This window comes from Pseudomonas sp. CCI1.1, from assembly GCF_034348165.1.
Lineage (GTDB): Bacteria > Pseudomonadota > Gammaproteobacteria > Pseudomonadales > Pseudomonadaceae > Aquipseudomonas > Aquipseudomonas paracarnis.
Map to the genome: position 1 here is coordinate 6,125,692 of NZ_CP133780.1, position 14,620 is coordinate 6,140,311.

10 protein-coding genes and 1 pseudogene are annotated in these 14,620 nt (G+C 58.9%); 4 read left to right on the forward strand and 7 right to left on the reverse strand.

All coding sequences use genetic code 11. The annotated features are described in order from the left end of the window. Positions 1-34: 34 nt before the first annotated feature. Positions 35-1,003 (reverse strand): electron transport complex subunit RsxB, encoded by a 969-nt coding sequence (gene rsxB / locus RHM69_RS27655; RefSeq protein ID WP_019817697.1) that lies wholly within the window; start codon positions 1,001-1,003, stop codon positions 35-37. 87 nt (positions 1,004-1,090) lie between these two features. After that, positions 1,091-3,142, reverse strand: a complete 2,052-nt coding sequence (metG, locus tag RHM69_RS27660; protein WP_014717146.1) for a methionine--tRNA ligase — start codon at positions 3,140-3,142, stop codon at positions 1,091-1,093. Between the two features lie 172 nt (positions 3,143-3,314). Here metG and apbC point away from each other — a divergent pair, with 172 nt between their 5' ends. After that, a complete protein-coding gene (gene apbC / locus RHM69_RS27665; RefSeq protein ID WP_020301170.1) occupies positions 3,315-4,409 on the forward strand; it encodes an iron-sulfur cluster carrier protein ApbC in 1,095 nt (364 codons plus the stop codon). 522 nt (positions 4,410-4,931) lie between these two features. On the opposite strand, the gene fdxA is transcribed toward apbC, so the two are convergent. The 3 genes and pseudogenes from fdxA to RHM69_RS27680 form a co-directional block, all read right to left on the reverse strand. Next, complete coding sequence (gene fdxA / locus RHM69_RS27670) at positions 4,932-5,255, reverse strand: ferredoxin FdxA (RefSeq protein ID WP_014717148.1); 324 nt, start codon at positions 5,253-5,255, stop codon at positions 4,932-4,934. A gap of 142 nt (positions 5,256-5,397) precedes the next feature. Beyond that, positions 5,398-7,989, reverse strand: coding sequence for a DNA mismatch repair protein MutS (mutS, locus tag RHM69_RS27675; RefSeq protein WP_322255326.1), 2,592 nt, complete (start codon positions 7,987-7,989; stop codon positions 5,398-5,400). Between the two features lie 214 nt (positions 7,990-8,203). Continuing rightward, a pseudogene (locus RHM69_RS27680) lies at positions 8,204-8,407 on the reverse strand (DUF3077 domain-containing protein); the annotation flags it as partial. A 450-nt stretch (positions 8,408-8,857) separates the two neighbouring features. Here RHM69_RS27680 and RHM69_RS27685 point away from each other — a divergent pair. The 3 genes from RHM69_RS27685 to RHM69_RS27695 all read left to right on the forward strand — a co-directional run bounded on the left by RHM69_RS27685 (position 8,858) and on the right by RHM69_RS27695 (position 13,346). Next, the gene (locus RHM69_RS27685; RefSeq protein WP_200600377.1) at positions 8,858-11,545 is read left to right on the forward strand and encodes a phosphoenolpyruvate carboxylase; all 2,688 of its coding nucleotides are present in this window, start codon (positions 8,858-8,860) and stop codon (positions 11,543-11,545) included. A gap of 64 nt (positions 11,546-11,609) precedes the next feature. Beyond that, positions 11,610-12,665 carry an NAD(P)-dependent oxidoreductase gene (locus RHM69_RS27690; protein ID WP_058410451.1) on the forward strand — a complete coding sequence of 352 codons (1,056 nt, stop codon included), beginning with the start codon at positions 11,610-11,612 and terminating at the stop codon, positions 12,663-12,665. A 27-nt stretch (positions 12,666-12,692) separates the two neighbouring features. Continuing rightward, positions 12,693-13,346, forward strand: a complete 654-nt coding sequence (locus tag RHM69_RS27695) for an RraA family protein (RefSeq protein WP_200600379.1) — start codon at positions 12,693-12,695, stop codon at positions 13,344-13,346. 297 nt (positions 13,347-13,643) lie between these two features. Here the strand turns inward: RHM69_RS27695 and RHM69_RS27700 are convergent, their stop codons facing one another. Both RHM69_RS27700 and RHM69_RS27705 read right to left on the reverse strand, forming a co-directional pair. Continuing rightward, positions 13,644-14,015 (reverse strand): hypothetical protein, encoded by a 372-nt coding sequence (locus RHM69_RS27700; RefSeq protein ID WP_014717155.1) that lies wholly within the window; start codon positions 14,013-14,015, stop codon positions 13,644-13,646. Continuing rightward, complete coding sequence (locus RHM69_RS27705; protein WP_014717156.1) at positions 14,008-14,496, reverse strand: Panacea domain-containing protein; 489 nt, start codon at positions 14,494-14,496, stop codon at positions 14,008-14,010. The genes RHM69_RS27700 and RHM69_RS27705 overlap by 8 nt, the downstream gene beginning before the upstream one ends. Between the last annotated feature and the right edge of the window lie 124 nt (positions 14,497-14,620).

Genomic DNA, 14,620 nt, shown 5'->3' on the forward strand with positions numbered 1-14,620 from the left:
TCGGCGTGATGTTAGCAATACACAGCGCACTGGGTCAGCCGTTGGCCTCGGCATCTTGCAGCGTTTGCTCGGCGGCATTCAATGCGGCTTTCAAGGTTGCCAATTGATGCTCGTCGGCATGGTGATCCTGAGCCTTTTTCAACGCTGCACGGCGCATGGCCAGCTGGATTTTTGCGCGCTTGAACTCGGCGCTTTTAGTGGTCGTCTTTGGTGGCTGCGGTGAGCTGTTGGCCTCCAGTGCGGCAAGCGCCTGCTCGGATGCCTCGAACTGCCGCTGCAGCATAATCAATTGCGACTGTTGCTCAAAGGTCGGCGGATGCCCAAACGCTTTCAAGGATTTGTGCAACTGAGCGCGACTCATGGCGACGCTGCTTTTGGCCTGCTTGATCGCAGCGTCCTGAGCGGCCTGAGTGTTATCAACCGGTGCCACCTCCATCGGCGCTGTGCGCTTGGCTCGTGCCAGGCGTTCGGCGAGCTTGTAGGCTTCTTCACGTTGCAGGCGGGCGTTACGTTGCTCGAAGCGCCGCCGCGCCCGGTTGCGTTTGAGGTCGCGTACACGCCGTTCATCATCGTTGCTGGCCAAGTCACCGACGATAGGCAGAACGTCAGCAAGTGGGCGCATCTCGATACAGTCGACAGGGCAAGGCGCAACGCACAGGTCGCAACCGGTGCACTCGTCGACAATCACGGTGTGCATCAACTTGGCGGCACCCACAATGGCGTCCACCGGGCAGGCCTGGATGCATTTGGTACAGCCGATGCATTCGGCCTCGCGGATATAGGCGACTTGCGCAGGCGCATCTCCACGGCTGGTGTCCAGCTCCAGTACCGGCAGGCGCAGCAGTTGCGCGAGCCCGGCAATGGTTTCCTGCCCACCGGGCGGGCACTTGTTGATGGCTTCGCCTTTAGCGATGCCTTCTGCGTAGGGCTTGCAGCCCGGGTGCCCGCACTTGCCGCATTGAGTCTGCGGCAGCAGCGCGTCGATACGTTGAATGAGGTTCATGCTGTGATCATAGCGTTGATGCCCGGTCCAGGGAGGAGGGCAAGCTGAGAAGCCCCGCTGTAGCAACAGCGGGGCATTTTGCAGAGGTTACTTGATGCGTTGACCCGGCTTGGCACCGCTGTCCGGGCTCAGCAGGTAGATTTCTTCGCCGCCAGGGCCAGCCGCCATCACCATGCCTTCGGAAATGCCAAACTTCATTTTCCGTGGCTTGAGGTTGGCGATCATCATGGTCAGGCGACCATCGAGCTTGGACGGGTCCGGGTACGCGCTCTTGATGCCGGAGAACACGTTGCGCTGTTCGTCACCGATATCCAGGGTCAGGCGCAGCAGCTTGTCGGCGCCTTCCACGGCTTCGGCCTTGATGATCAGCGCCACGCGCAGGTCCACGGCGGCAAAGGCGTCGAAATCGATTTCCGGGGAAATCGGGTCCTTGGCCAGCTCGCCATTGCCCGCCGGCGCGGATTGGCCGGTATCGGTCTGGCTGGCCACCAGGTCTTCTTTCGAAGCGTCGGTCATTGCCTGGACTTTCACCGGGTCAATCCGGGTCATCAAGGGCTTGAACGCGTTCAACTGATGATTACCGAGCAATGTGGTGTGATCGTTCCAGCTCAACGGCGCCACGTTGAGGAACGCCTCGGCATCAGCGGCCAGCAATGGCAGCACCGGCTTGAGGAAGATCACCAACTGACGGAACAGGTTGACCCCGGTGGCGCAGATCGCCTGAACCTCAGCTTCCTTGCCTTCCTGCTTGTTCAGCGACCATGGCGCCTTGTCGGCGATCCAGGCGTTGGCGCGGTCGGCCAGGCCCATGATCTCGCGCATGGCGCGGGCAAAGTCGCGGGCTTCATAAGCGTCGGCGATGCTCGGCGCGGCGGCCAGGAACGCGTCGGTCAGTTCCGGTGCGGCGTTCTCGGCTACCAGTACACCGGCGTTGCCCTTGTGGATGAACCCGGCGCAACGGCTGGCGATGTTGACGACTTTACCTACAAGGTCCGAGTTGACCTTCTGTACGAAGTCTTCCAGGTTCAGGTCCAGGTCGTCGACGCCACGGCCCAGCTTGGATGCGTAGTAATAGCGCAGGTATTCCGGCGACAGATGGTCCAGGTAGGTGCGCGCCTTGATAAAGGTGCCACGGGACTTGGACATTTTCTGGCCGTTGACCGTCAGGTAGCCGTGCACGGCGATGCCGGTCGGCTTGCGGTAGCCCGAGCCTTCAAGCATTGCCGGCCAGAACAGCGCGTGGAAGTTGACGATGTCCTTGCCGATGAAGTGGTATAGCTCGGCGGTGGAGTCCTTGCCCCAGAACGCGTCGAAGTCCAACTGCGGGGTGCGATCGCACAGGTTCTTGAAGCTGGCCATGTAGCCGATCGGCGCGTCCAGCCATACATAGAAATACTTGCCTGGCTCGCCCGGAATCTCGAAGCCGAAGTACGGCGCGTCGCGGGAGATGTCCCACTGCTGCAGGCCACTGTCGAGCCATTCGGAGAGTTTGTTGGCCACGGCGTCCTGCAAGGTGCCGCTGCGCGTCCAGGTTTGCAGCATTTGCTGGAAATCCGGGAGCTTGAAGAAGAAGTGCTGCGAGTCTTTAAGCACCGGAGTGGCGCCGGAGATCGCCGACTTGGGGTCCTTCAAGTCGGTCGGTGCGTAGGTCGCGCCGCATTTTTCGCAGTTGTCGCCGTACTGGTCTTCGGTGCCGCACTTCGGGCAGGTGCCCTTGATGAAGCGGTCGGCCAGGAACATCTTCTTTTCCGGGTCGAAATACTGGGTCACCGAACGTTGGTCGATGTGCCCGGCTTCTTTCAAGCGCAGGTAGATCTGGCTCGACAACTCGCGGTTTTCGTCCGAGTGGGTCGAATGGAAGTTGTCGAAGTCCACCAGAAACTCGGCAAAGTCGGCGCTGTGTTCAGCCTGCACGTTGGCGATCAGTTGTTCCGGGGTGATGCCTTCCTTTTCGGCGCGCAACATGATGGCCGAACCGTGGGCGTCGTCCGCGCAGACATAAATGCATTGATTGCCGCGATGCTTCTGGAAGCGCACCCACATATCGGTCTGGATGTACTCAAGCATATGGCCAAGATGGATGGAACCATTGGCATAGGGCAGGGCGCTGGTGACGAGGATCTTGCGTGGCTCGGACATGGGGCTCGGCTACTTGATGAAACGGAGGTCGGCCACTATAAAGCGCCGGGAAATTTATTTCACCCCGTGACGCTGTTTCAGAATCTTCCGGAACCTCGAAAGCGTGCCGTTCAACCGTCGGAACGGTTAGGATAGCCGCCTGTTTCAGTCAGTCTTTTTTCGGGAGTAGCCCATGAGCGCCGTCAATCGCGCAGCGGTGGAAGCCGTTCTTCGCCAGTACACCGACCCCTATTTGAACCAGGACCCGGTCAGTGCCGGCTGTGTACGTGCCATCGAGGTCCAGGGCGACCAGGTGTCGGTGCAGTTGCAACTGGGTTATGCCGCGGGCCTGTTCAAAAGCGGTTGGGCGCAGATGCTGCAAATGGCTATCGAGGGCCTCGACGGTGTGGGTTCGGCCAAGGTCGACATCCAATGCGTGATCACGCCGCACAAGGCCCAGGCGCAGATCCCGGGTCTGGCCAACGTCAAGAATGTGGTGGCGGTGGCTTCCGGCAAGGGTGGCGTGGGTAAATCCACCACCGCGGCCAACCTGGCCCTGGCCTTGGCCCGGGAAGGGGCGCGCGTGGGCATTCTCGATGCCGATATCTACGGGCCGAGCCAGGGCGTGATGTTCGGCATCGCCGAAGGCACACGGCCGAAGGTCAAGGATCAGAAATGGTTTGTACCGATCGAGTCGCTGGGTGTGGAAGTGATGTCCATGGCGTTTCTCACCGATGACAACACGCCGATGGTCTGGCGCGGGCCAATGGTCTCCGGTGCGTTGCTGCAACTGGTCACACAAACAGCTTGGGGCGACCTCGACTACCTGGTGATCGACATGCCGCCAGGCACCGGCGACATTCAACTGACCCTGGCGCAGAAAGTGCCGGTGGCCGGTGCGGTGATTGTCACCACGCCTCAGGACCTGGCGCTGCTCGATGCCAGGAAAGGTGTGGAGATGTTCCGCAAGGTCAACATCCCGGTGTTGGGCGTCGTGGAAAACATGGCGGTGCACATCTGTTCCAACTGCGGGCATGCCGAGCATCTGTTCGGTGAGGGCGGGGGGGCGAAGCTCGCTACCCAGTATGGCGTTGAACTGCTGGCATCGCTGCCATTGGCGATGGAGATTCGCGAGCAGGCCGATGGTGGCAAACCTACCGTCGCGGCAGAGGCCGATGGGCAGATCGCGATGATCTATCAGGAATTGGCCCGTCACGTCGGTGCGCGGATTGTTTTGCAGGAAGCGACGGCGCCGGCAATGCCGACCATTACCGTGAGCGACGATTGATTAGGCTTTAACGGTTACGCGAAAAGCCTGACGATCCGTGGTGCTCTCAGGTTTTTCGCGAGCGAGCTCGCTCCTACAGGTGGGGCGCCAATAGGGCTTGTTGCTACTTTGCGCAATGCACGTGTAAGCATTCGCTTACTTTTTCGTAAGTGTTTGGTTTTTTTAGCGGTTGCGTACGTCTTGAATCGACGAAGCTATTATCTATCTTTTTGAAAAATAACGATTATTTTCATGCTGGCGAGCGGCAACTTTTGTCAGCCCGCCGTGGGGATCGCGTTGAACTTCCCTTGGAACGCTCTAACATCAGCCCTGTGTCCACGGATTGGCACAGCCATCAAGGAACGATGGTTTGAAGGAACGTCGCAGGATGCGATTCATCAGGATGATGAAAAGGAATACAGGGACTAGGGAAAAAATGTGGGCGGGTCATACCGCCCCTTTTTTTGCCTGTAGAAAAGTGAACCCAGGCACCCGAACGCAAAAAAGGCCCTCAAGGGCCTTTTTTTGTTGGGCAGTGGCGCTTTAGCGCTCTAGTTGCTCAATCTTGTTGGGCTTGCCATCCCATTCGGCGGCGTCCGGCATCGGATCTTTGCGCTCAGTGATGTTTGGCCAGATGTCTGCCAACTCGACGTTCAACTGAATGAATTGCTCCATGCCCGCAGGCACTTCGTCCTCGGAGAAAATCGCGACGGCCGGGCATTCTGGTTCACACAGGGCGCAGTCGATGCACTCATCCGGGTGGATAACCAGGAAATTCGGGCCTTCGTAGAAGCAGTCCACCGGACAGACTTCTACGCAGTCGGTGTACTTGCACTTGATGCAGTTGTCGGTGACGACGAAGGTCATTTCTAATTTTCTCCTCAGGCGGCGGCAGCGAAACCCCTTGTGGTGGGGTTCGCGAGGTTTGAGAGCGATAGTCTGCGGACCAGGCTAAAAGCCCGCAGCATCCCAAACCGCGCGAGATTCTATCAGCTTGCAAGCGTCTGCGTTATATCCGAGTCTTCAGTGCATATAACATTTCGAGCGCTTTACGCGGCGTCAAGTCATCCAGGTCAAGCTTTGCCAACTCATCCAGCACCGGATGGGGCAGGCTGGCGAACATATCGCTCTGATGCGGCGCGGCAGGTTTCTTGCTGGCCTTGGCCGGGCTGGCGACCACGGTTTCATGGGGCAGGGCCGTGGTTTCCAGGCGGCTGAGGTGTTCGCGGGCACGGGTGATCACCTCGTTCGGCACACCGGCCAACTGCGCCACGGCCAGGCCGTAGCTCTGGCTCGCAGGCCCTGGCAGCACATGGTGCAGGAACACGATGCGCTCGTTGTGCTCGGTGGCATTGAGATGCACGTTGGCCACCAGCGGCTCGCTTTCCGGCAACACCGTCAGCTCGAAGTAGTGCGTGGCGAACAGCGTGTACGCACGCAAATGCGCCAAGCGTTCGGCCGCGGCCCAAGCCAGGGACAGGCCGTCGAAGGTGCTGGTACCGCGACCTACTTCGTCCATCAGCACCAGGCTGCGTTCGGTGGCGTTGTGCAGAATGTTGGCGGTTTCGCTCATTTCCACCATAAAGGTCGAACGGCCACCGGCCAGGTCATCGCTGGAGCCGATCCGCGTGAAAATGCGGTCCACCAGCGACAATTCGCAACTGGCTGCGGGTACGAAGCTGCCGATATGCGCCAACAGCACGATCAACGCGGTCTGGCGCATGTAGGTGGATTTACCACCCATGTTCGGACCGGTGATTACCAACATGCGGGTATCGTCGTCCAGCGACACGTCATTGGCGACGAACGGCGTGGTCAGCACCTGCTCTACCACCGGGTGACGGCCTTGCACGATGCGCATGCACGGTTCGCTGACAAACCGTGGGCAGTTGAGGTCCAGGTTCAGCGCCCGTTCGGCGAGGTTGCTCAACACATCCAGCTCCGCCAGGGCGGCGGCGGTGACTTGCAACGGCGCCAGGCGGCTGATCAGGTCCTCGAGCAAGGCTTCGTACAGCATCTTTTCCCGCGCCAGGGCGCGGCTTTTGGCCGACAGCGCCTTGTCTTCGAACTCTTTGAGCTCTGGGGTGATAAAACGCTCGGCGCCTTTGAGGGTCTGGCGACGTTGATAGTCGATAGGCGCAGACTCCGCCTGCTTGCTCGGCAACTCGATAAAGTAGCCATGCACGCGGTTGTAGCCGACTTTCAGGTTAGCCAGGCCGGTACGGGCTTTTTCGCGGGCTTCCAGGTCGATCAGGAACTGCCCGGCGTTTTCGCTCAGGGATTGCAGCTCATCCAGCTCGCTGTCGTAGCCGGTTTTCAACACGCCGCCGTCACGAATGATCGCTGGCGGGTTATCGATGATGGCTTTTTCCAGCAGTGCCGCGAGGTCCGGGTACGTGCCGGCAGTCACTGCCAGCTGTTGCAGGTGCGGCGTGTCCAGTTCGGTCATCGCCACTTGCAACTGAGGCAGGGCGCTCAAGGCATCACGCAGGCGCGCCAGGTCACGGGGCCGTGCATTGCGCAAACCGATCCGTGCCAGGATACGTTCGATATCGCCGATTTCTTTCAGTTGCGGCTGCAGCTTTTCAAAGCGATAGCCGTCGAGCAGGCAAGTAATAGAAGACTGGCGTGCTTGCAGCACGGTCAAGTCCCGCAGCGGACGGTTCAGCCAACGGGTCAGCAAACGGCTGCCCATGGCGGTCTGGCAACGGTCTACCACCGATTGCAGGGTGTTATCGCGGCCACCGGCCAGGTTGGTGTCCAGTTCCAGGTTGCGACGGCTGGCGCCATCAAGCACCACGGTATCGTCCAGACGCTCATGGCGCAGGCTGCGCAAGTGCGGCAGGGCGGTACGCTGGGTTTCCTTGGCGTAGCTGAGCAGGCAGCCGGCAGCGCCGATAGCCAGGGTCAGGGTTTCGCAACCAAAGCCTTTAAGGTCCTGCACCGAGAACTGCTGGCACAGACTTTTCAGTGCCGAATCACGTTCAAAATCCCACGGTGCACGACGTTTGGTTCCCCGACGCTTCTCGGCGGGCAAGTCCTTGGGCCAATCATCCGGGATCAACAACTCCACCGGATTGATACGCTCCAGCTCCGCCAGCAGGTTTTCCCAACCCTTGATCTCCAGCACGCTGAAGTTGCCGCTGGTGATATCCAGCACCGACAGGCCGAACAGACGCTCATCGCCCAACACCGCCGCAATCAGGTTATCGCGACGCTCATCCAGCAACGCCTCATCACTCACCGTGCCTGGGGTGATGATGCGCACCACCTGGCGCTCCACCGGCCCTTTGCTGGTGGCCGGGTCACCGATCTGCTCACAGATCACCACCGACTCGCCCAGCTTGACCAGCTTGACCAAGTAGCCTTCCAACGAGTGATAAGGAATCCCACACATCGGAATCGACTGCCCCGCCGACTGCCCGCGCGCGGTCAGGGTAATGTCCAGCAGCTTGGCGGCCTTCTTCGCGTCTTCGTAGAAGATCTCGTAGAAGTCGCCCATGCGATAGAACATCAACTGATCAGGGTGCTGGTTTTTCAGGCGCCAGTACTGCTGCATCATTGGGGTGTGGGAGGACAGGTCTGAAGTGTTTTTACTCATTGGGTAGTAGGCAAATTCGTTGAAAGTGATGGGGCAAAGGGGGCGCTTGGCCCAGCATTTTTTGCGATGGCGGCAAGGTTAACACGCGAGGTCGGGGGTTCGCAGGTCGCAAACGGATAGGTAAAAAGCAAAAGCGGTGCCGCCCCGATATCCACCACTAAAGGAGCGGCGCCGCCACAGGTTAGCGGTTGCCCGCCTTTTCTATTTTCGCGGCTTACTGGGTATTAACCGGCGAATCCAACACCTTCACCCCATCATCAACCACCGCCTTGACCATTTCCTGCAAGTCATGCGAAGCCCAGGCGTAACGGTCCGTCTCCTTGGTCATCGCCGCATCTTCTGCGAGCAGCTTGGCGACGTGGAGAAGATTGGAGGTGGGGTGCAAGGCGTTTTGCAAGGAGACACCGCTGTTAATGCGTGAACCTGCTCTGGTTTTTCATAAAGCCGTGTTTATGAAGAATTGTTTAAGTTGCGCTCGCAGGTCGTGCCTTCGCGAGATTCTTTCCGGGGCGAGCGTTTTTGAGCGGGTGAATATAATTTCGAATAATCAGGGTTTTAGAAAAAACATCCGCACTAAAAAGAATCGTTGATGTGATTTTTATTAGCTTCCTATCATTTTTTTCTGGCTCTCTATTCCAAAAAGGTCTTTTGTCGAAAAAATCGGAGCATGTTTTATTGCTCACAGATGTAACAAATTGTTTCATTTTTTTGCCGTTTTTCGGTATCGACAAGGGGGCTTTCTGTCGGCGAACAGGTGAGTTCCGTTCGTTGCGACGCAGTGGGTTAAGCCTGGGACATTGATGATTTTGCGTGTGTCTGTTCGGCGCACTGCAAACAAGGGATTTGACAATTATCGAGGCTTGAACCCATGAATCATGTGATCAACTCCATACTGGAAAATGCATCAACTCGCCCCTCAATCGGCCATACCAACCCCGCGCTATTGCATGACGTCCTATGGCGAGCCCTGGAGCACGTACTCAAGGCCAACACGGATGATGCTTCCCACACCCCGCATGCCCGTGCCTGTCTCAGGATCTATGCTGAAATCGATACGCTGTCGTATCTGGACAAGGGTGATTCGAAATTGGCCGCAGCGCTGGGCAAGGCGTTCTTCGAATCGCGCTCCAGCAAAGACGTCGAGGCATTCTGGAAGTTGTTACTGATCAAGCAACTGCTGTTCGAATTGTCGGTCAGGGGTGTGGCGACCCAGATTGCTTCGCAAGCCAGTCTGCCTCGTCAGTTGCTCACGCTCGATCCGCAGTTGATTGCAGCGCCTGCGGGCGTGAATATCAGCCTGGGAGTGCTGTGCAAAGAAACCGACCAGCTCAAGCATTCCGTTGTGCTGGTCTTGCAGAAACTGGCACAGCACGTCGAGGATCGTGGCCTGAAAAAGCCTCAAGTCACTGCGCAGCTTCTGCTGGAGTTGTACAACGCCGTGTGGTCGGGCAGTAATGGCACCGATATCGAGTCACAGATTTTTTACGCCGACAGTGTGTATGACGCGTTGCCCGACGTGCATCACGCCCTGGGCCTGGCGCCGCAGGAAAAATGGCTGACTTTGTTCACCTGGTTATACGGCGACAAGGATGGCCGCCCCTATGACACCAACCAGCACACCGAAACCCTGGTGGTGGCGCTGGAAACGGCGCTGCGCAATCGCTACATCGCTGATATCGACAGTCTGATCAAGGACGGCGGCGCACGGCATCGCCTTGAAGAGATTCGTGCTCGCGTGGGCAAGGATCATCCCGAGCATTTCAAGCGTCCCGCCGAACTGATCGACGCACTGAGCAGCATCCGTTTTACCCAGCCCGCCGCCATCGACCGTCTGCTGCTGCGGGTGCATGCGTTTGGCTTTCACTATCTGGATATCGAGCTTCGTGAAAACGCCGAGATGTTCAGCTGCGTGGTCGATGAGATCCTTTCCAGTCAGTGGCTGGAAACCATCGGCCTGGGCCAGGGCCGGCACTATCACGAGCTGGATGAGCGTGCGCGTCAGGCCGCCCTTGAGGTCGCGCTGGAGGGCGGGGCGGCCCGGACGCCCGCTGCCCTGTGGCAGGAGTATTTGCAACGCACCACGCCGATTTACACGCGGAAAGTCGAGCAATATGCCGGCCAGGATTACATTGCGCTGATGGAGCAGGATCCGAGCTATATCCGCATGCACGATGCGCGCAACGCGGTGGAACGGTTTGAAATGATTGACCGTTATCGCGACCGGATGAAAATCCACGGGATCGCCGAGTACACCTCGGCCCTCAGCGCGCTGGAGGTGCTGTTCCTGATGAAAGCGGCCCAGGTACGGGACGGGATTGACATCGCTCTGCAACCTGAAGACCTGGCAGGTGCCGAGCGCACGGTGGCCACGGTGCATGAGGTGTACGAAAACCCGGTGTACCGCCAGCACCTGGCAACGCGCGGCAACCGCCAATACATCACGTTTGGCCCCAGCGACACGGGCAAGCAAGGCGGCAAGGCCATGCACAAGCTGAACATGGCGATTGCCAACCAGCACAAGTTGATCGCGGCTCGTTATGGCATCGAGGTGGTCGTCCACGTCATCATGGGCGGGGAACACGCACGGTGTAATGGGGTGATCGCCGAGACCTTGCAGGAGTTCGGCGCGCTGGAGGGCCCGGAAACCCGCTTCATGCTGGCCGGCTGCGCGGAGATGCGCGCTCATCTGCTGACCCGCAACCAGTCCGTCAACTTTCTCAGCCAGTTGTACCGTATGCACGCCGAGCCCAAGCCGCAGCCGTCCGAGGAGGTCATTGCCGGCAGGGTTCAACGTTGGGGGGGCGTGGTGCGCCGCTACCAGGCGACGTTCTTCGAGCATCCGGCGCTGCCTTCCCTGCTGCTGGACCTGGCGCGATTCGATGTGGTCAGGGCCACCGCCAAAGGCACCCGGCCGCCTTCTCGTATCTTCAACATCAAGGTGTTCGAGTCGCGTCCCGATGCCATTCGTGCGATTCCCTGGACCCGCGCCTTGCTGGCCGGTGGATTGCACAGCGAACTGATCGGCGTCGGGCAGTTTGCGCAAGAGCCGGCAACTTGCTTGTCCAAGGCCTTCAACGAGGATGAGAGCTTTCACACCTACGTCAAAGGCATGGCCTACGCCATTGCGCGAACCGACCTCAAATGCGCCTGGCTGACCCTGACCGGCAGCATCCCGGAAAAGGCCCACATCCAGAGGCTGGCGCAAGCCTTGAAGACCGAAGCCGTCGGTACCGCCGAACAGCTGCTGGCCAGCCTGCACCTGGAAGTGATTGAAGGTAAGCGCTTCGTGTACAAAGCCACCAACGGCACCGAGCCGGCGGATCCATGGAAAATCAAGGAAGGCAGCTTGCTCAACCTCTGGCCCAGCCTCAGGGCCGAGGTCTATCTCAAGGAAAAGAACTTGCGAATCTATCGCTTGTTTCTGCTCTACGCCAAAAGCAATCCCGCGTTCATCCAGTCGTCATCGCTGAATGATTTCTACAGCGGGTTCCTCGCGGCCGTGAGTACCGATGCAGGTTTGGTCGATCCCGCAAGCGCCCACCATTTCACCTGGTGATTAACCCCGATGCCCAGGGCAACCTGGGTATCGGCAGGCGCTACCCTCCAAGAGGATCAACTGTATGGCATTTACCACCTTGATACTGGATGCCCCCGGGCCGCCGTTACTGTTTGAGGAAGTCGATCGCTTTCTTGAACTGGGCCTGGGCGTCACCCTCAACCTGCATTATTTCGCGGACAAAGAGTGCATCCGGCAGCACTACGGCACGCGCATTCACTATGCCGAGATCAACTGCCATGACGAGCCTGGCTTTATTGCCGCCGTGAGTCAGGCCGGGGGTTACAGCGTGTTCAAGACGCGCCTGAACATCCCGTTGGGCGCTGGCCTGATCCGCGCTGCCACCTCGCCGGCGTTGGCCACGCCACTGCGCGCCATTGCCCAGGCTGGCACAGGGATCAATCATATTGATCGGCTGGCGTGCGAGCAGTGTGGCGTGGCGATCCTCAACACTCCGGGCTCCAACGCGACCGCTGTTGCCGAATACGTCGTGGCCCAGGCGCTGTTTCTGTCGCGCGACCTGGATGACTACAACGCTGAAACGCACAACGGCCATTGGGCAAAAGGCTCCTTGGCACCTGCCTGCGAATACGCCGAACTGACGCTTGGGCTGGTGGGCACCGGCAGCATTGCCCGGCAGGTGGCGCGCAAGGCTGCGGCGCTGGGCATCAGGGTGATCGCCACCGGGTCCGAACGTTTTACCGAACCGGTGGCGCACAGCCTTGGGCTTGAGCGGCGGGCAGGTCTTGAACAGTTACTGGCCGAGGCGAACATCGTCTCGATCCACGTACCGCTCACCCCGCAGACCCGAGGCTTGTTCGGCACCGCCGAGTTCCAGCAGATGCGCCAGGGATCAATCCTCATCAATACCGCGCGCGGCGGGATCGTCGACGAACACCGGTTGGCCGCTTTCATGCGCCAGTTTCCCAGGCATATCAAAGCCGTCGCCATCGATACCTTTGCCCTTGAAAAAGACCGCTTCGACTCGCCATTGACCGCTATTGCCAATGCGCAATTGACGCCGCACATCGCTGGCAATACCACCACGGCAATCCGGACGGCGTCACGCCAGATCGTCGACAAGATCCACGCATTCAGTGCCGACGCCACCGCGCGTTAACCCACAGGACACAAGGAAGGCCACATCATGCAAACCTCTATTGTTACCCGCCTCGACGCCCTGAGTTGCACCGACCTCAGCGATGCGATGGACCGCCTGAAAATCGTTTGCCAGTGCACCGACATCATGCCTCTGGACCGGTCGTTCAACCTCACAGGCAAAGCCTGGACCCTGCGCTACGGCCCTATTGGCCTGGACGGCGGCTCGGTGGGTGACTACATCGACGACCTTGAGGCTGGCCAGGTGGTAGTGATCGACAACCAGGCGCGGCTCGACACCACCGTGTGGGGCGATTTACTGACCTCTACCGCCGCCCGTAAGCAGTTGGCCGGGACGGTGATTGACGGTATCTGCCGCGATGTCGACCGTGCGTTGGAGCTTAACTACCCGATCTTTTCCCGGGGGAACTGGATGCGCACCGGCAAGGATCGCGTGCGTGTCGAAGCGATCCAGGCGCCCGTTACGCTGGGTGGCGTGCGGGTACAACCCGATGATTGGTTGCGCGGCGACGCTGACGGCCTAGTGGTGATTCCGGCCGGCTCACTGAGCGAAGTGCTGGAGGTGGCCGAAGAAATCCACCAGGCCGAAGAACATATTCGTACGGCTATCGAGGCGGGCGTTCCTTTACGCAAAGCTCGCGCCGATTACGGCTACCACGCCTTGCAGACTCCGCGCCGCTGACTGGCCGACGACAGAAGCCGCCGCGGCTGCGGCTTCAGTTGATGCTGGTCGGGGTGGTCAATAGCACCGACCCGGTTAAGCGGGACCGGGTCTTGCGCAATACAGACGTGGCGGAAATCCGAGGTGTTGGCCGCAAGATGAAACTCCACCTCGGTGCGATTTTTGCAGCCGGTCGCTGCTGGATAAGCTCGGCAAAAACTAAAAAAAAGATCAGTGCCTTGAAGATGATTAACTGACTTTTGCGTGCTCACACCTTAATGCCGGATAGAGAGAAGTCAGGGTATGAGTACGACCAGACTATTTGGATTTACGCCCACTAGCCGGAAACAACCCTCTGATCACCCCAAGAAACGCCGCAAACAAGTTGATTGAAGTCGCCGTAGTGATGGCAATCAACACATTGTCCGAGAACGGCGCTTTACCCGAGTAATACGTCGACCAGCCATTCCACACCAGCAGGACCCCCCAGAAGATCACCCCGCACGCAGCGAACCAAAACGCACGCCCCGCATATTTCTTGCGCAGTTGCCTTTCAGCCTTCTGGTCTTTGAGGTTCTGGCTTCTTTCATCGTCGGTGCCTATGGCTTGCTCGCCACCGGCTTGGGTGTCCTGGTCAGGCCCTGCCACGGGGGGCAAGGTGAGTTCCAGGTTGTCGAGTTCTTCACTCACGGATGCGGCTCTTTGGGTGAATGAGTGTGGCCATGTCTTCCCAGTCGATGGCCGAACCGTCGGCGCCCTTGAGGGCCCAGGCTGTGCCGTCCTCGTGGGAGAGGTTGGACAGTTGGGTGCCAGACCACTTGCCGTATTTGTTGATGATCCGGTCAATCAAACGATGGGTGTAGGTATCGCTCTCAGGCACTCTCGGTGTCACGAAGACAATGTCTTCAGCGTCGGGCTTCAGGTTGCTGAGCAACGCGGTCACCGGGCGATTACCGTAGGATTTCAACTCATGGTAAAGCGACGGAATGACCGGGCCATATTGCCAGCGGGCGAAGTGATCATCCATGAGGGGCTGATCCCGTTCGCGCAAATGCCAGGACTGCGTATAAAACAGCAGTTTTTGCAGCTTCATGGGCGTCAGGCCCGAAAGCTTGCCTTCCTTCGCACGTTCAATGAAGGCGTTAGCGACAGCTAGCGCTGAATAAGCCATGAGCACCTCCGTCGTTGCTGGCTACGTTGTCAAAGAGTTTTATACATAGGCCTTGAGTTGTCGACATGCAAGGTGTTGATCGGCAGCAATACCAAGCTGTCGAAATAATAGAGTGTCGATAACT